This window comes from Pararhodobacter sp. CCB-MM2 (genome assembly GCF_001691415.1).
Lineage (GTDB): Bacteria > Pseudomonadota > Alphaproteobacteria > Rhodobacterales > Rhodobacteraceae > Pararhodobacter.
Genome location: NZ_LRRR01000009.1, coordinates 100,134 through 115,381, shown reverse-complemented (window position 1 = coordinate 115,381; position 15,248 = coordinate 100,134). Strand labels below are relative to the sequence as shown.

The 15,248-nt window shown below is 65.7% G+C and carries 18 protein-coding genes; 12 read left to right on the top strand and 6 right to left on the bottom strand.

What is annotated here, in order from left to right; translation table 11 throughout:
• Positions 1–76: 76 nt before the first annotated feature.
• On the bottom strand, positions 77–580 hold the full coding sequence (locus BCY78_RS11745; protein ID WP_068301838.1) for a DUF3576 domain-containing protein: 504 nt from the start codon (positions 578–580) through the stop codon (positions 77–79).
• 322 nt (positions 581–902) lie between these two features.
• On the opposite strand from BCY78_RS11745, the gene BCY78_RS11740 reads away from it, so the two are divergent.
• The 4 genes from BCY78_RS11740 (at position 903) to BCY78_RS11725 (ending at position 4,316) form a co-directional block, all read left to right on the top strand.
• Complete coding sequence (locus BCY78_RS11740; protein WP_068301836.1) at positions 903–1,862, top strand: porin; 960 nt, start codon at positions 903–905, stop codon at positions 1,860–1,862.
• Between the two features lie 356 nt (positions 1,863–2,218).
• Positions 2,219–3,109 carry a porin gene (locus BCY78_RS11735; RefSeq protein ID WP_068301835.1) on the top strand — a complete coding sequence of 297 codons (891 nt, stop codon included), beginning with the start codon at positions 2,219–2,221 and terminating at the stop codon, positions 3,107–3,109.
• A gap of 177 nt (positions 3,110–3,286) precedes the next feature.
• Complete coding sequence (locus tag BCY78_RS11730; protein WP_068301834.1) at positions 3,287–3,601, top strand: hypothetical protein; 315 nt, start codon at positions 3,287–3,289, stop codon at positions 3,599–3,601.
• Positions 3,602–3,659: 58 nt separating this feature from the next.
• A complete protein-coding gene (locus BCY78_RS11725; RefSeq protein ID WP_068301832.1) occupies positions 3,660–4,316 on the top strand; it encodes a YggS family pyridoxal phosphate-dependent enzyme in 657 nt (218 codons plus the stop codon).
• Positions 4,317–4,411: 95 nt separating this feature from the next.
• Here BCY78_RS11725 and BCY78_RS11720 read toward each other — a convergent pair whose 3' ends face one another.
• The 3 genes from BCY78_RS11720 to ribA are packed head-to-tail and all read right to left on the bottom strand — an operon-like array spanning position 4,412 to position 6,689.
• Complete coding sequence (locus BCY78_RS11720) at positions 4,412–4,915, bottom strand: L,D-transpeptidase (protein ID WP_199523144.1); 504 nt, start codon at positions 4,913–4,915, stop codon at positions 4,412–4,414.
• Complete coding sequence (locus BCY78_RS11715; protein ID WP_068301829.1) at positions 4,912–5,625, bottom strand: hypothetical protein; 714 nt, start codon at positions 5,623–5,625, stop codon at positions 4,912–4,914. Before BCY78_RS11715 ends, BCY78_RS11720 begins: the two co-directional genes overlap by 4 nt.
• Entirely contained in the window at positions 5,625–6,689 is a 1,065-nt protein-coding gene (ribA, locus tag BCY78_RS11710; RefSeq protein ID WP_068301826.1) for a GTP cyclohydrolase II, read from the bottom strand. Before ribA ends, BCY78_RS11715 begins: the two co-directional genes overlap by 1 nt.
• 172 nt (positions 6,690–6,861) lie before the next feature.
• Here ribA and BCY78_RS11705 point away from each other — a divergent pair, with 172 nt between their 5' ends.
• Positions 6,862–7,548, top strand: a complete 687-nt coding sequence (locus BCY78_RS11705) for a response regulator transcription factor (RefSeq protein WP_068301824.1) — start codon at positions 6,862–6,864, stop codon at positions 7,546–7,548.
• Between the two features lie 500 nt (positions 7,549–8,048).
• On the opposite strand, the gene BCY78_RS11700 is transcribed toward BCY78_RS11705, so the two are convergent.
• Positions 8,049–8,504, bottom strand: coding sequence for a hypothetical protein (locus BCY78_RS11700; protein WP_068301821.1), 456 nt, complete (start codon positions 8,502–8,504; stop codon positions 8,049–8,051).
• Positions 8,505–8,558: 54 nt separating this feature from the next.
• On the opposite strand from BCY78_RS11700, the gene BCY78_RS11695 reads away from it, so the two are divergent.
• From BCY78_RS11695 to BCY78_RS11675, 5 genes are all read left to right on the top strand, one after another.
• A complete protein-coding gene (locus tag BCY78_RS11695; protein WP_068301816.1) occupies positions 8,559–9,347 on the top strand; it encodes an exodeoxyribonuclease III in 789 nt (262 codons plus the stop codon).
• Positions 9,348–9,562: 215 nt separating this feature from the next.
• A complete protein-coding gene (gene trxA / locus BCY78_RS11690) occupies positions 9,563–10,480 on the top strand; it encodes a thioredoxin (protein ID WP_068301813.1) in 918 nt (305 codons plus the stop codon).
• A 39-nt stretch (positions 10,481–10,519) separates the two neighbouring features.
• Positions 10,520–11,167, top strand: a complete 648-nt coding sequence (locus tag BCY78_RS11685; protein ID WP_068301810.1) for an LON peptidase substrate-binding domain-containing protein — start codon at positions 10,520–10,522, stop codon at positions 11,165–11,167.
• A gap of 12 nt (positions 11,168–11,179) precedes the next feature.
• Complete coding sequence (locus BCY78_RS11680) at positions 11,180–11,386, top strand: Trm112 family protein (RefSeq protein ID WP_068301806.1); 207 nt, start codon at positions 11,180–11,182, stop codon at positions 11,384–11,386.
• A gap of 24 nt (positions 11,387–11,410) precedes the next feature.
• Positions 11,411–11,791 (top strand): hypothetical protein, encoded by a 381-nt coding sequence (locus BCY78_RS11675; protein WP_068301797.1) that lies wholly within the window; start codon positions 11,411–11,413, stop codon positions 11,789–11,791.
• Here the strand turns inward: BCY78_RS11675 and BCY78_RS11670 are convergent.
• On the bottom strand, positions 11,779–12,777 hold the full coding sequence (locus BCY78_RS11670) for a P1 family peptidase (protein ID WP_068301795.1): 999 nt from the start codon (positions 12,775–12,777) through the stop codon (positions 11,779–11,781). The genes BCY78_RS11675 and BCY78_RS11670 overlap by 13 nt on opposite strands.
• Before the next feature lie 113 nt (positions 12,778–12,890).
• Here BCY78_RS11670 and BCY78_RS11665 point away from each other — a divergent pair, with 113 nt between their 5' ends.
• Positions 12,891–13,553: a GntR family transcriptional regulator gene (locus BCY78_RS11665; protein ID WP_068301794.1), complete on the top strand. Its 663-nt coding sequence runs from the start codon at positions 12,891–12,893 to the stop codon at positions 13,551–13,553.
• Positions 13,554–13,853: 300 nt separating this feature from the next.
• On the top strand, positions 13,854–15,248 hold the full coding sequence (locus BCY78_RS11660) for an aspartate aminotransferase family protein (protein ID WP_068301793.1): 1,395 nt from the start codon (positions 13,854–13,856) through the stop codon (positions 15,246–15,248).

The following is a 15,248-nucleotide window of genomic DNA, read 5'->3' as shown; positions in this document are numbered from 1 at the left end:
AATGAAAAGGCCGGGCGCGCGGGCCCGGCCGTGTCTTACTCTCGAATGCCGGCGGTTTCCAGCCGGCGATTCGGTGTCAGAGGCCCATCTCGCGGATGCGGATCTGGCGGGCGCGGGTGAGAATCGCGTTTTCCACCGCGCGGACGGTCTCGGCGCTGGCCGGCCCGTTGCGGGTGACCAGCGCGACGTTCAGCGAGCGCGCGTCCAGCGCGGCATCCGTCACGGCGATGGTGGCCCGGTAGGGACGGCCGCCGCCCGGCGGGGTGCCGAAGCCCGTGGTGATCACGCCCGAGAACGGATCGACCTGCTCGATCGGCAGGAAGTCGAGGACCTCCAGCGCGGCGGTCCAGATATAGCGGTTCACCGTCAGAACGGTCGAGGGATCCTCGCGGCTGGCGAACAAGTCCCAGATCGAATCGCGCGAGCCGGTCGAGGCTTCGCGTTCTTCCAGCGCGTATTCCTCCGAGCTGCGGCGTTCGCGTTCGCTACTACCCCCGAACAGGGAGCCGCCGCCGCACGCGCTCAGCGTGAGAATCATCGCCAGTGCCAGCGTCATCAGTCTTGCCGGTCTTGCCGCCATGCGTCGTTCCACCCTTCAGCGGTTGCAGTCTGATTGAGCAGGCCAGCGTTAACGCGGCCCGGACGCGCCCTGTCTATCCGAGGGGGCGATAGGGAACAAGGAGGTAGCACGCGCGCGCACGCGAGGCGGAAACGCGCGTAATTAGGGCTGGGGCCGACGTCAGCGGCGGGCCCTGCTGCCCGGCGTGGCAAATCTGCACCACAAAAAACGAGAGTTTCGGAGGCATTCGCCGTGAACTTGAAATGAGTCGGCGAAGGAAGGAAACAGGCTGTGACCCAACTTGCTGACAAGATGGGCATGATTAAATTCAACGAGGGAAACCATGAAGAAGATTCTTCTCGCTTCGACCGCCCTGGTCCTGTCGGCCGGCCTGGCCCACGCTCAGGCTGTTACCATCACCGGCGAAGGCCGCATGGGCATCCAGTACGACGACTCGGGCTTCGCCGGCGGCACCAACTGGCGCCAGGAAAACCGTCTGACCCTGAACTTCAACGTGTCGGTTGAAGCGGATCACGGTCTGACCTTCGGCGCTTGGTCGCGTGCTCGTATGCAGGTTGCCGGTCTCGGCACCGCTGGTGCTGGCGTCTTCTCGGGCTCGCGCGTTTGGGCTGAGGCTAACGGCCTGCGCCTGACCTTCGGCAACCAGGACGGCGCGATGCGCGGCGCTGGCTTCGCCATGGGTTACGCTGGCGGCTGCGGCGTCGGCTACGAAGGCGGCATCAACTGCTGGGATTCGGCTGGCCTGCTGGGCGTTTCGCAAGGTCAGAACTCGACCGGTTCGGACAACCAGCCGATGGCTCGCGTTGACTACACCTTCGGCACCACCCGCGTTGCGCTGTCGCACTCGCGCACCGGTGCTACCGAACTGGGCGTTCGTTCGACCTTCGGCGCGTTCACCGTTGGTCTGGCTTACAGCAACAACGACAACGCTGCAGCTTACACCGCTCTGACCGCTCCGGTCGCTGCGCTGGCCGGCTTTGCTCCGGATCAGACCGTTGCTCTGTCGGGTCGCTACGATGGTGGTTCGTGGGGTGTTGGTGCCCTGGTCGCTCGCCTGTCGTCGACCGGTCCGGACTACACCAACTGGGCCATCTCGGGTGATGTCGACCTCGGCGGCGGCAACCTGTACGGCTACGTTGGCGACCTGTACGGCTCGTCGTCGTACGGCCTGTCGTACTCGTACGGCCTGGGCGGCGGCGCTTCGCTGGTCGCCGGTGCTGAGCACTGGTCGGCTGGCGCTGGCAACACCGTTGGTTCGGTCGGCGTGGTCTTCACGTTCTGATCCGAAACCCATCGGGTTTTATGAGAGAGCGGGCTTCGGCCCGCTCTTTTCTTTTGTAAGCCTTCCCTTGGGCGGACTAGATTCCTTTCGAATCGGTTGGCTCGTGGTCGTTTGCGGGCGAGAGCTTGCTCGCAAGGACACGTCGAGTGCGTAGCGATTAGGCAAGCTGCATAAACGCAAACGGCTTCTGTTGGGAAACGCGGCGTTTGCAGAACCTCCACACGCAGAGGTATTGCCGCAATGCAACATACATCTGTCATATTCGGCCTCATGCCAGTTGCCGCTGCCGTTCCCTCACACACAGGCGTATGAAGAAGATCAGGCAAGGACACTTTTTATTTCGTACGAGGCACATCATGAAGAATCTCCTCCTCGCGTCGACCGTGTTGGTCGCTTCCGCCACCATCGCCAACGCTCAAGCCGTGACCATCTCCGGCGAAGGCCGCATGGGCATCTACGCCGTTGAAGCGCCGTTCGGCTGGTTCTGGTCGCAGGACCATGAGCTGTCGCTGGACTTCAACGTTGTCGTTGAAGCGGACCACGGTCTGACGTTCGGCGCCTGGACCGAAGCCGTGATGTCGAGCGGCTGGCCGGGCACCGCAGCCGCTGGTGTGTTCTCGGGCTCGCGCGTTTGGGTTGAATCGAACGGCCTGCGCCTGACCTTCGGCAACACCGACGGCGCCATCAACTCGTTCGGCACCGCGATCGGCAGCTGCGGCGTCGGCTACGCCGGTGCTGGTCTGGCCTTCAGCGGCCTGTGCCTGGACCAGGGTCTGGTTCCGCTGTTCGCCCACGCGGAAGGTGATCTCGCCCCGCAAGCGATGATCTCGTATGAAGGCGCGAACTACGCGATCGCCATCTCGAACGAGCGCGGCGTGTCGACCGAAATCGCCGGCCAGTACACCTTCGGCGCCATCACCGTTGCCGCTGGTTACTCGGACGTCGCCGACGGTGCCTTCGTTGTTTCGGGTCACTACGATGCCGGTTCGTGGGGCGTTGGCGCTCTGTACTCGGCCGTGGACACCGGCCCGTTCTACGTGGACGGCTGGGCCCTGCAGGGTAACGTTGATGTCTATGGCGGCACCGTGAACGCCTATGTCGGCGAAGTGCTGGCTGCGACCACCTACGGCGTTAGCTACGGCTACGGCCTTGGCGGTGGTGCCGAGCTGGAAGCGGGTGTTGAGCGCGCTGAAAACGGCGGCGTCGACGTCACCACGGTTTCGGTCGGTGTGAACTTCTCGTTCTGATCGCCGCTCTACTGACGGTTAGCGAACGGGCCCTTCGGGGCCCGTTTTGCATTGGGCTGTCGCGAATGTGAGCGGACCTCCGCCAATGGGTGGGGGATACGCAGCCTCCGCCCATTTCCCGATACTTATCCACATGGTACCTTTGTCTCGAAGGATTATGCCTTTTCGAGCCCGACCATGACTTTGTTTCCGCCCCTGAAAATGATCGCCGTACCCGCCGCATTGCTGCTGGGTGCCGGAGCGGCGCAAGCCGAAACGACGGTAATCCATACCATCGAGGGCCGGTTCGGGGTCAGCTACAACAGTGATCCCGATGCGCCGCGGGGCGGGCTGCAGCCCTTGTACGAAGGGCGTTATACAACCTCGTTCCTGCACGAATCGGACGGCGGGTTGCGCTTCCGTTTCGATATCGGCGTTGTCGTGGGCAATATTCAGTCCGATCGGCAGCCGCACCCATGGCGCAGCGCGGACCGCAGGTATCTGGCCGACTGATCTCTTTTCATTCGATGCCAGCTATGGCTTTCTGCCCGCGACCAGAGCGGAGGATGCCATGTCGCTTGAAACCATCACCCGACGACTGCGCGACGCCGAAGCCAAGGCGGGCCGGCCTGCAGAGTCGGTGACGCTGATCGCGGTGTCAAAAGTGCAGCCCGCCGACCGCGTTGACGCCGTGCTGCAGCAGGGTCAGCGGATTTTCGGTGAGAACCGGGTGCAGGAGGCGCAAACGCGCTGGCCGTCGTTCCTGCCGCGATTCGAGGGGATCTCGTTGCATCTCATCGGGCCGCTCCAGACCAACAAGGCCCGCGCGGCGATGGAGATGTTCGACGCGATCCATTCGGTCGATCGTCCTAAGCTTGTGGAGAGCATCGCTCGGCTATCGGACGAAATGGGGCGTTGCCCGGAGCTGTTCGTGCAGGTGAACACGGGGGCAGAGCCGCAGAAGGCCGGCATTCTGCCTGAGGATGTCGATGCCTTGATCGTGCAATGTCGGGATTTGTCGTTGCCGGTCGTCGGGCTGATGTGCATTCCGCCGGCCGAGGAAGACCCGGCGCCGCATTTCGAGGCGCTTGCTGGCATGGCAGAGCGCAACGGGCTCACCGGGCTGTCAATGGGGATGTCGGGGGACTTCGAGACCGCCGTGGCCCATGGCGCGACGCATGTGCGTGTGGGCTCGGCAATTTTCGGCGATCGGGTCTATCAGGGCTGACGCCTGCGTGGTGGTGAGGTCGGACCGGGGGTTTTCCACCCCCGGACCCCCGAGGATATTTTCAGAACGAAGATGAGGGGGAGCGTCTGGCGGGGTCAGGGGCGGATGATGATCCGTGCGCCGGGTTGCACGCGGGTGGCGATCCAGGCCATGTCCGGGCGCGAGAAGGCGAGGCAGCCGGCGGTGGGATAGCCGGGGCGGCGCCATGTGTGGAGGAAGATGGCCGAGCCTTTGCCGGGTTTTGCCTCCGGGAAGTTCCAGTCGGTGTTCAGTATGAGGTCGTACATTGGATCGGCGCGGCGCATGTTTTCGTGGCTGGCCGGGAAGGGCGCGCGGACCGGCTGGTTGTAATCCGGGTGATCGGGCGCATCGCACCACAGGTCGCGCGGGCCGATCGGTCGGGCCCAGCGGGGCAAGGCGCGAGGGTTTATGCGGTCAGGCCGGTAGAAGAGGCCGGTGATGCGGTGGGTGCCGATGGGTGTGCCGCCATCGCCTTCGCGCTTGTCGGCGACAAGGCCGCCTCGGCCGATCACGCAGGGGATCAGCCGGCCGTGGAAGCGCAGGCCCATTTTCGTCAGGACCAGATCGTCGGGGCTCATGGGCGGATTCCTTCGAGTGCGTCGAGCCAGAGGCGATCCAGGGCGTCGATCTCGGCGGGATCGAAGCGGGATTCTTCCTTCCAGTATCGGCCGGACGGCACGAAATAGCCGAGTTCGGCCTCACGCGCCAAGGGGGCGGAGAGTGGCGGTGTCTCGGGCGCGGAGATCGACGGCAACTCCGCCAGGCTGGCGCGGGGGAAGGTGAGGCGGGTCTCTGCGTCCGAGAGGTTGACGCAGGTGCAGCCCAGCGAGGCGGCGAGCAATTGCAGGCGGGCGGATTTCGCCTCAAGGCTGCGCAGGCTGATATCGCGGCGCAGGGGATCGGGCTCACCTTGGCCGTAGAAATGCGTCTTGCCGGCGTCGGGATAGACCATGTCGCAGCCGAAGAAGGCCATCACGCGCGGGTGTAATGCGCCGAGGGCCCAGTAGCCTGCCGTGAAGGCCATGGTGCCGCCTGCATAGACGAAGCCGCCGAGGTTGTTCTGGACGGGGACGTATTCCTCGGCAGTGATCACCCGCTGGCCGGGTTGGCGGACCTGCGGGCGATGTTCGGGCGGGAAATCTTCAGGGTGGATATGCAGGTCCCAATCGGGCCGCACGCGCCAGGCGTTGTTGATGGCGAGGATCGTGTCGAAGGCGTTGCGGGGCCAGGTGGCGGCCTTCAGCGCGGCGGGGCCACTGCCGAGGATCAGCACCACCCCGCCCGCCATCAGAGCAGATGCCCCGACTTGGCGGCCTTGGTCGCGAGATAGGCGGCGTTCTCTGGCGTGAGGCCCACCTTGAGGGGCACGCGCTCGGTCACCGCGATGCCGCTATTTTCCAGCATCGCCACCTTGCGCGGGTTGTTCGTGAGCAGCCGGACCTGCGAGAAACCGAGCCGTTGCAGCAGGCGCGCGCCGAGGCGGAAGTCACGCTCATCGTCCTCGAAGCCCAGCCGGTGATTGGCCTCGACCGTGTCAAAGCCCTGATCCTGCAGCGAATAGGCGCGCATCTTGTTGGCGAGGCCGATGCCGCGGCCTTCTTGGTTGAGGTAGAGCAGCACGCCCGAACCGGCCTCGTTCATCGCCGACAAAGCGGCATGCAGCTGGGGCCCGCAGTCGCATTTCAAGGAGCCCAACACGTCGCCGGTGAAGCAGGCCGAGTGCAGCCGGGCGAGCACCGGGGCGTCGCGCATCGGTTTGCCGACCTCGACCGCGTAATGCTCGATGCCGCCATCCTCGGGGCGGAAGACATGCAGCCGACCCATCCCCGCCAGCTGCATCGGCAGGCGCGCGGCGACGACAGGGGCGATGGCGGTTTCGGGCGTCGCGGTCTCCTGCGGCGAGAGCAGGGTCAGGCCCTCGGGCGCGGAGACGCCGGTCACCACCACGGCGGCGGGCAGCAATTGCGCGGATTTCACCAGCCGGATCGCGGCGCGGTGCAGGTCGGACCCGCCCTCGCGCTGGGACTGCAGCGGGCCCTTCATCGGATGGGTCAGGTCGTCGGCGGGGTCGGCCAAGGCCTCGATCCAGCTCACACCGACATCGCCGGGGACCAGAATGCGCGCCAGATCGCCGTCATAGGAGCGCGCCTTCAGCGTCGCCGCGCGGTGCGAGGTCAGCGCGACGACCGGTTGGCCAAGGGCGCGCAGGGCGGCCAGACGGGGGGCGTCCAGCGTCTCGGCGGCGGCCACCAGCGCGGTCTCGGTGCCGTCCGAAATCACCACGGGCAGGCCCACGCGCAGGTCGGCGCGGGCGCGATTGAGCCGCTCGAGGGGGCCGGGAGTGAGAGTCATGGCGGGGCCGCGCTGTAACAATTGCCTCGTGGATGTAATCCACCGGGGGGCAAATTGAAACATTCCCCGGCCGCGCGACACGTCCGCGTGAGAAAATTCGCCCTCGCTTGAACCTTTTGCTCCGCCACAACAACTTACCTGTGAAGACCACGAGAGCCCGAGGAACGGACCCATGGCCAAATTGAACAAGATTCTGCTCGTCGATGATGACGAGGACCTGCGTGAAGCCCTTGCCGACCAGCTGGTCGCGACCGAGGATTTCGACACTTTCGAAGCCGGCGACGGTGCCGGCGGCATGGAGCGCGTGCGCGAGGAGCAATATGACCTCGTGATCCTCGACGTGGGCCTGCCCGACACGGATGGGCGCGAGCTGTGCAAGCGGATGCGCAAGGCCGGTGTGAAATGCCCGATCATCATGCTGACGGGTCAGGATTCGGACGCGGACATGATCCTCGGCCTTGATTCCGGCGCGAATGACTATGTCACGAAGCCGTTCAAATTCCCGGTTCTGCTGGCCCGCATCCGCGCGCAGCTGCGCCAGCACGAGCAATCCGAGAACGCTGTCTTCCAGCTGGGCGACTACCAGTTCAAGCCGGCGCAGAAGATGCTGGTCGATGCCAAGGACCGCAAGATCCGGCTGACCGAGAAGGAAACCAACATCCTGAAGTTCCTGTACCGGGCGCCCGACGGCCTCGCGCCGCGCGAAGTGCTGCTGCACGAGGTCTGGGGCTACAATGCCGGTGTCACGACTCACACGCTGGAAACCCACATCTATCGCCTGCGTCAGAAGATCGAATCGGACCCCTCGAACGCCAGATTGTTGGTGACCGAGCCCGGCGGATACCGGCTGGTGCCGTAATTGTTTCGGATCCGAGGCCTAATTGTTGCCTGTTTTGCCTGTCAGTAAGGTTTGAGCGGCATTCTGGGACTCGATCCAAGCGAACCCCTCGCGTGTCGGGGTCATGACACGCATCCTCCCTGTTGGACTTGGCCGGGCCCTGTGCCCGGCCTTTTTTTGTCCGCCGCCCATGCCGCATCGATCCGCGCGAACGCGGTTCGGGTCAATCAGCGGGTGGGCGGGGGTCTTCCTGTTGTCGTGGTGTTGGCTCGGGATCAGCGCCCCGTTGCCGACTTTTCTAGGGGGTGGCGGTTAACGGTCGGTTGCCAGAAAACCGGCCGGCAGAAAGGCGCGGTAGGCCGATGTGGGACGGCATAAATTGTCGCACCCCACTTGAACTTTGACCTCGGAAGGTTGATTTGGATCAAAGTTGCTTCGCCTGTGTACGTTTGCAGGAGAAGCTCTCCCTGTTGGACTTCGGCCCCGTCGCATCTGCGTTCGGGGCCTCTCTTTTTTCGCGGTTACTCAAGCGGCATCGGCGACAGGGTCACGGTGAACTCCAGTTGAACCCTGGCGGGTTCGGTCGCGCCGTCCGGCACAGGCTGGGTCGCGCCGCTGAGGCTCAGCGTGCCGTCGTCGTTGAGGGTCCAGGTGATAGTCGGGTTCTCCTCGAACAGGGTGTCGCCGGAAGGTGGCGCGACGGTGGCCCAAGTGGCGACGCCGTCATAGATGTCGATCACCGTCCACCAAGCGCCGCTCTCGCCCGTGGCCAGAAAACCACCGGAAAAGGAGTCGGTGCCGGTGTTCTCGCGGTTATCCATCCAGGCGGTCCGGGTGTCCTCGGCCAAGGGGACCAGCGTCAGGACCTCTGTCACGCCGTTCTGGGTCAGGGTGATGCTGTCGGGGGCGGTCTGCGCAGCGGCTGGAAGCGAGAGGGCCAGAAAGGGCACGGCAAGAAGGGAACGGGACAGGAACATGGTTTCTCCGGGCAAAAGGGCTGCTATAGCTTCCGGTAACAAAAGGAACGCCGCATGACCTTCACCCTTGCCACCTGGAACATCAACTCTGTCCGTTTGCGCAGCCCGCTGGTTCAAAAATTCCTGACGGAAGAGGCGCCGGACGTGCTGTGCCTGCAGGAATGCAAGAGCCCCGTGGACCTGATCCCCTTGGCCGATTTCGCCGCGCTGGGATACGGCCACATGGTTGCGCGGGGGCAGAAGGGCTACAACGGCGTCGCCATCCTGTCGCGCATCCCGATCGAGGATGCAGGCCATATCGACTGGTGCCTGAAGGGCGACGCGCGCCATGTCGCGGCGAAGCTGGAGAACGGCGTCACCATCCACAATTGCTACGTCCCGGCGGGCGGGGACATCCCGGATCGCACGGTAAACGAGAAATTCGGCCACAAGCTGGATTACGTGGCCGAGATGCGCGACGTGTTCCGCGACACCCGGCCCGAGAAGTCGATCCTCGTGGGCGATCTGAACATTGCCCCGCGCGAGGATGACGTCTGGAACCACAAGCAGCTGCTGAAGGTCGTGTCGCACACGCCGATCGAGGTCGAGGCCTTCGAGGAAGCGCGCACCGCCGGTGGCTGGGTCGACGTGACCCGGCAGGACATGCCGACGGGGCAGGTCTATTCGTGGTGGTCCTACCGCTCGCCCAATTGGGACGAGGCCGACAAGGGCCGCCGTCTGGACCACATCTGGGCCAGCGCGGATATCGGCGGGGCGTCGCATTCCTCGCGCATCCATCGTGTGGCGCGGGGCTGGGAAAAGCCCTCCGACCACGCGCCGGTGCTGGCGACGTTCGACCTGTAAGGCGCGCGGCGTCGGGGGCATCGAGCCCCCTTCGCCGCGCCGGGGGCTGTCTGCCCCCCACGGGCCGTGCGGCCCTCCCCCCGAGGATATTTTCGGAACGAAGATTGGGGGCGGGGCGGGAGAGGTTGCGCATCTTGCCCCTTGGATCGCGGGAGTGGCGGTCGCATATAGGGGGCAGCCGCGCAGAGCGAGACACAGACTTTCGAGGGGATTCCATGCGGGGTAATCTGGACCAAACCGCCGCCACGGGCACCGCGCCCGCCGACCTGATCAAGGATTCGAACGAGGCCGCCTTCATGGTCGACGTCGTCGAGGCCAGCCAGGAGGTGCCGGTCATCGTCGACTTCTGGGCGCCGTGGTGCGGCCCCTGCAAGACCTTGGGCCCGGCGCTGGAGGCTGCCGTCACCGCTGCCAAGGGCAAGGTGCGGATGGTGAAGGTCAATGTCGACGAGAACCAGATGCTGGCGCAGCAGCTGCGCATCCAGTCGATCCCGACGGTTTATGCCTTCTATCAGGGCCGCCCGGTCGATGCCTTCCAGGGCGCGCTGCCGCCGTCCGAACTGAAGACCTTCGTCGAAAAGCTGACGGCGCTGTCGGGCGACGATGGCGGTCTTGGGGCGGCGCTGGACGAAGCGGAATCGATGCTGGCCGACGGTCATCTCGACGATGCGGGCGAAGTTTTCGCCGCCGTTCTGGGCGAGGAGCCTGAGAACGCCCGCGCTCTGGGCGGGTTGGTGCGTGTGCAGATCGCTGCGGGCAAGCTGGATGAGGCCGAGGCGCTTCTCAACAACGCGCCCGCGGCCATCGCCAAGGCGCAGGAGATCGAGGCCGGCCGCGCCCAGCTGGCGCTGGCCCGTCAGGCAGAGAGCGCCGGTCCGGTTGACGAGCTGCGCGCCGTGCTGGCCGACGACCCTGCCAACCATCAGGCACGGCTGGATCTGGCGCAGGCGTTGCATGCGCAGGGCGATATAGCCGCCGCCATCGATGAGCTGCTTGAGCTGTTCCGCCGCGATCGTGAGTGGAATGACGGTGCCGCGAAGGCTCAGCTGCTGACGATCTTCGATGCGCTGAAGCCGAATGATCCGCTGGTCGCGAAAGGGCGTCGGCGCCTGACCTCGATGATCTTCGCCTGACCCTTTGCCGGATCGGGGGTGCGCGCTATGTCTGGAAGCATGCTGACCGCGATGGACCTTCCCGACACGATTGCCCTGTTCCCGCTGCCGGGCGCGCTGCTGCTGCCGCGCGCCAAGTTGCCGCTGCACATCTTCGAGCCGCGCTATCTGGCGATGCTGGAAGATTGCATGGCGACCAAGAGCCGGCTGATCGGCATGATCCAGCCCCGGCCGACCCCCTCGGGCGCGGCGGAGCGCTTGCATGCCATCGGCTGCGCCGGCCGTCTCACCGCCCTCTCGGAAACCGAGGACGGCCGCTACATGATCACCCTCACCGGGGTCAGTCGCTTTCGCATGGGGGCCGAACTGCCCTCGGAAGGCTTGCCCTATCGCCGCGCGCAGATCAGCTGGACCGGGTTCGAGCGGGACATCGGTTTGGCCGAGGCCGATCCGGCGCTGGACCGCGAGGGTTTCCTCGATCTGCTGCACCGCTATTTCGAGGCGACGCAGCTGTCGACGGAATGGGGCAGCCTGAAGGATGCCGAGGACGAGCTTTTGATCAACGCGCTGTCGATGCTTTGCCCCTTCCAGCCCGAAGAACGGCAGGCGCTGCTGGAGGCCCCCTCGCTGGCCTTGCGGCGCGAGACCTTGGTGACGCTGATGGAATTCGCGCTGCGCGAAGGCGACGGCGGCGAGATGATGCAATGAAGGAGACATCCGATGCCTGATCTTGGAGGCGATGCCGAGGATCGCGGCCCCCGTGCCGAGCGCCACATGCTGGAATCCTTGGTCTGCCCGGTGACGCAGGGCCAGTTGACCTATGATGCCGAGGCGCAGGAACTGATCTCGCAGACCGCGCATCTGGCCTTTCCGATCCGCAACGGCATCCCCATCATGCTGGCCTCGGAAGCGCGAGAGCTGGAGTGAACCCTGCGGGGGAGGAGAGGTGACATGACCCGGTTTCTGACGATCTCGATGCTGTGCGGTGCTGTGGCGCTGGCCGCCTGTTCGCCCTTGCAGCAATGCCTTGTCGCCGCCGATCAGGACCTGCGTGACGTGCGCCGCGCCTTGGACGAGCATCGCGGCAATCTGAGCCGTGGCTATGCGATCGAGCGGATTCCGGGGCGCGAATTGGTCCCCTCGGTCTGCCCGGGCGAGAATGGCCAGCCGGTGCCCTGCATGCGGTGGGACAGCACCACCGAGGAGATCCGCCACCGCATCAACCCCGAGTTCGAGCGCGAGCGCATCGCGCTTCTGGAAACGCAGCTGGCCCGGGCCGAGGCGACCTCGGCCACCGCGCGGGCGCAGTGTCAGGCCGCTTACCCGGAGTGAGCCGCGCGCTGTGACCAGCAAGGGAGCAGGTCTCCGGGCTGCGGGGTTGCCGCGTGGATCGCGCGGGCGATGGCCCGGCTGAGCGTCAGCGCCGCCGCGTGACCGAGTTCCAGTGCCGCGCCCTCTGGCAAGGCTTGGCGGCCGGTCGAGGCGGCGAACACCAGATCCCCATCATGCGGCGTATGGGCGGGAACGATGGCCCGCGCCAAACCGTCATGGGCCGCGGTGGCCAGCCGTGTGGCTTGGGGTTTGGTCAGGGTGGCATCGGTGGCGACGATGGCGATGGTCGTGGCCTCGCCCAGCGATTTTAGGGGGACCGGGAACATCGGCGGGGCCTCGGGCGGGGGGCCAAGGGCGCCCAACTCGCCGTCGATCTCGAAAGGGGCGGCCCAGAAATGGCGGGTCTTGCCCATGGTCACCGATCCCAAGGCGTTCACCGCGACCAAGGCGCCCACGGTGATGCCATTCTCCAGCACCAGCGAAGCCGAGCCGAGCCCGCCCTTCAGCCCGGCAACCAGCGCGCCGGCCCCCGCGCCCTCGGATCCCAGCGCAAAGTCCTCGGCACAGGCCGCCAGCGCGGAACGGCCCAAAGCGGGATAGGGGTTCTCGTCCCAATCCTTGTCGCCGCCGTTGATCAGGTCGAACAGGATCGCACCGGGCACGATGGGCACCCGCACCGGCCCCACGGCAAAGCCGCGCCCCCGCGCCGCCAGCGCGTCCATCACCCCCTGACCCGCCGCCAGCCCGAAGGCCGAGCCGCCCGAGAGCACCAGCGCGTCGACCGCCTGCACCATCTTGTCGGGCGCCAGCAGGTCCGTCTCGCGCGTGCCGGGCGCGCCGCCCATGACATGCACGCCCGCGACCATCGGCTGGTCGCCCAGCAGCACCGTCACGCCGGTCTTGACCCGGTCGTCCCGCGCATTGCCGACACTGAGGCCGGGCACATCGGTGATGAGGTTGCGCGCTCCGGGGCGGGGTAGGGTCATCGGGGCCTCCTGTTTGGGCAGCCAGCCTATGGGCGCGCTGTCGGGACGTAAACGGCTAGGCAGGGGGGCGAGGATGGGCTAACGGTGGATTTGATCAGATTGTTACATTCGCCATGGCCCTGAACGATCCAGCCCCCGGGAAACTGCCTGAACATGAAGCGACCTATCGCCGGCTGCGCGATATGGCGATGTTCGGCGAGCTGGTGCCGGGGCAAAAGGTGACGATCCAGGGGATCACGGCGGCCACCGGCGCCGGCATGACCCCGGTACGAGAGGCGATCCGGCGCCTGACGGCCGAGGGCGCGCTGGTCCTGCACGAGAACCGCCGCGTCTCGGTGCCCCGCCTGAGCCCCTCACAGGCCGATGAGCTGGCCTTCGCACGGTTGGCTTTGGAGCCAAGGCTGGCGGAACTGGCAATGCTTCGGCTGACGCCCGAAGCTGTGGACCAGCTGGAAGAGATCGACCGGGAGATCGATGCCGCCATCGACGCCGAGGATGTGCGCGGCTATCTGGCCGGCAATTACCGTTTCCATTTCGCCCTCTACGAGGCGGCGGAGGCGCCGATCCTGACATCGCTCACCCGCTCGCTCTGGCTGCGCTTCGCGCCGTCCTTGCGGGTGGTGATCACCAGCGAGAACGAGATCGGCCCGGACCGCCACAAGCTGGCGATCGCCGCCATGCGCGCGGGCGATGCCGAGGGGCTGGCGCGGGCCATCGAGGGCGATATCCGGCAGGGGATCGAGCGGGTTCAGACGGACGCGCGGGCGCACGGCTGACGGAAACGGGTGAGGGGTTTCGCCCTCGTCCCCCGGCCCTTCGGGCGCGGGCTCCTTGGGCGACCAAGCCGGGGGCTCTGCCCCCGGACCCCCGGGATATTTCTAGAACGAAGATGAGGAAGAAGGGGCGCGCTTGGGTTTCACCTTGTTCCAAATACTCAACTGTTTGGGCATCCCGTAAGCGCGGCCGGTCGAGCTGAGGGAATTTGATCAAATTGCGTTGCGGGTTCTGGCGGGGTTGCGTAGATTGGGGCGAATCCCCCACTGCCGTTGAACAGTGGGGCAACAGGAGTTCCCGTCATGCGCACGATCACCAATCACATGCCCACCGCCGAGCTGCAGGCTCTCGACGCGGCGCATCACATGCATCCCTTCACCACCAACGACCAATTGGCGCAAAAGGGCGCGCGGATCATCACCCGCGCCAAGGGCGTGTTCCTGACCGATAGCGAGGGGCACGAGATCATCGACGGCATGGCTGGCCTGTGGTGCGTCAACGTCGGCTACGGGCGGGACTCGATTGCCGATGCGGCCGCGCGCCAGATCCGCGAGCTTCCCTATTACAACACCTTCTTCCAGACCTCGCATGTGCCCGCCATCGCCTTGGCCGCGCGCATCGCCGAGCTGGCGCCGGGCGATCTGAACCATGTGTTCTTCGCCTCCTCGGGTTCGGAAGCGAACGAGACCAATATCCGCCTCGTGCGCCACTACTGGGCGTTGAAGGGCCAGCCGGAGCGCTCGGTCATCATCTCGCGCATGAATGGCTACCATGGCTCGGGCGTGGGGAGTGCCTCGCTCGGCGGGATGGTGTCGATGCATGAGCAGGGCAACCTGCCGATCCCCGGCATCGTGCATATCGGCCAGCCGCATTGGTATGCCGAGGGGGGCGAAATGACGCCCGAGGAGTTCGGCCTGATGCGCGCGCGCGAACTGGAAGCGAAGATCCTCGAGATCGGCGCGGATAAGGTCGGTGCCTTCATTGCCGAGCCGGTGCAGGGCGCGGGCGGCGTGATCATCGCGCCCGACAGCTATTGGCCCGAAATCCAGCGCATCGTCGAGGAATACGGCATTCTGCTGATTGCCGACGAGGTCATCACCGGCTTCGGGCGCACCGGCAATTGGTTCGGCAGCCAGACGCTGAACATCAAGCCGCATATCATGACCATCGCCAAGGGCCTCAGCTCGGGCTACGCGCCGATTGGTGGCTCGGTTGTCTGCGACGAGGTTGCGGCGGTGATTGCGTCTGATGAGTTCAACCACGGCTACACCTATTCCGGCCACCCGGTCGCCGCCGCCATCGCGCTGGAGAACCTGCGCATCATGGAGGAGGAAGGCGTGGTCGAGCATGTGCGCGACGTGGCGCATCCCTACCTCGCGCAGCGTTGGCACGCGCTGGCCGATCACCCGCTGGTGGGCGAGACGAAGCTGATCGGCCTCATGGGCTCGCTGGCGCTGACGCCGGTGAAGGGCGAGCGCGCGAAATTCGCGGCGGATGCGGGGACGGCGGGCTACATCACCCGCGAGCGCTGCTTTGCCAACAACGTCATCATGCGCCATGTCTATGACCGGATGATCATCTCGCCGCCGCTGGTCATCACGCCCTCGGAGATCGACATCCTGATCGACCGCGCGACCAAGGCGCTGGACGAGGCCTATGCGAAGATGAAAGAGGAAGGTCTGCTGAAGAAGGCCTGA

Bases quoted from the DNA above. Each gene is read 5' to 3' on its own strand.
- BCY78_RS11745 (WP_068301838.1), bottom strand. From the start codon at position 580: ATGGCGGCAAGACCGGCAAGACTGATGACGCTGGCACTGGCGATGATT.
- BCY78_RS11740 (WP_068301836.1), top strand. From the start codon at position 903: ATGAAGAAGATTCTTCTCGCTTCGACCGCCCTGGTCCTGTCGGCCGGC.
- BCY78_RS11735 (WP_068301835.1), top strand. From the start codon at position 2,219: ATGAAGAATCTCCTCCTCGCGTCGACCGTGTTGGTCGCTTCCGCCACC.
- BCY78_RS11730 (WP_068301834.1), top strand. From the start codon at position 3,287: ATGACTTTGTTTCCGCCCCTGAAAATGATCGCCGTACCCGCCGCATTG.
- BCY78_RS11725 (WP_068301832.1), top strand. From the start codon at position 3,660: ATGTCGCTTGAAACCATCACCCGACGACTGCGCGACGCCGAAGCCAAG.
- BCY78_RS11720 (WP_199523144.1), bottom strand. From the start codon at position 4,915: ATGAGCCCCGACGATCTGGTCCTGACGAAAATGGGCCTGCGCTTCCAC.
- BCY78_RS11715 (WP_068301829.1), bottom strand. From the start codon at position 5,625: ATGGCGGGCGGGGTGGTGCTGATCCTCGGCAGTGGCCCCGCCGCGCTG.
- ribA (WP_068301826.1), bottom strand. From the start codon at position 6,689: ATGACTCTCACTCCCGGCCCCCTCGAGCGGCTCAATCGCGCCCGCGCC.
- BCY78_RS11705 (WP_068301824.1), top strand. From the start codon at position 6,862: ATGGCCAAATTGAACAAGATTCTGCTCGTCGATGATGACGAGGACCTG.
- BCY78_RS11700 (WP_068301821.1), bottom strand. From the start codon at position 8,504: ATGTTCCTGTCCCGTTCCCTTCTTGCCGTGCCCTTTCTGGCCCTCTCG.
- BCY78_RS11695 (WP_068301816.1), top strand. From the start codon at position 8,559: ATGACCTTCACCCTTGCCACCTGGAACATCAACTCTGTCCGTTTGCGC.
- trxA (WP_068301813.1), top strand. From the start codon at position 9,563: ATGCGGGGTAATCTGGACCAAACCGCCGCCACGGGCACCGCGCCCGCC.
- BCY78_RS11685 (WP_068301810.1), top strand. From the start codon at position 10,520: ATGCTGACCGCGATGGACCTTCCCGACACGATTGCCCTGTTCCCGCTG.
- BCY78_RS11680 (WP_068301806.1), top strand. From the start codon at position 11,180: ATGCCTGATCTTGGAGGCGATGCCGAGGATCGCGGCCCCCGTGCCGAG.
- BCY78_RS11675 (WP_068301797.1), top strand. From the start codon at position 11,411: ATGACCCGGTTTCTGACGATCTCGATGCTGTGCGGTGCTGTGGCGCTG.
- BCY78_RS11670 (WP_068301795.1), bottom strand. From the start codon at position 12,777: ATGACCCTACCCCGCCCCGGAGCGCGCAACCTCATCACCGATGTGCCC.
- BCY78_RS11665 (WP_068301794.1), top strand. From the start codon at position 12,891: ATGGCCCTGAACGATCCAGCCCCCGGGAAACTGCCTGAACATGAAGCG.
- BCY78_RS11660 (WP_068301793.1), top strand. From the start codon at position 13,854: ATGCGCACGATCACCAATCACATGCCCACCGCCGAGCTGCAGGCTCTC.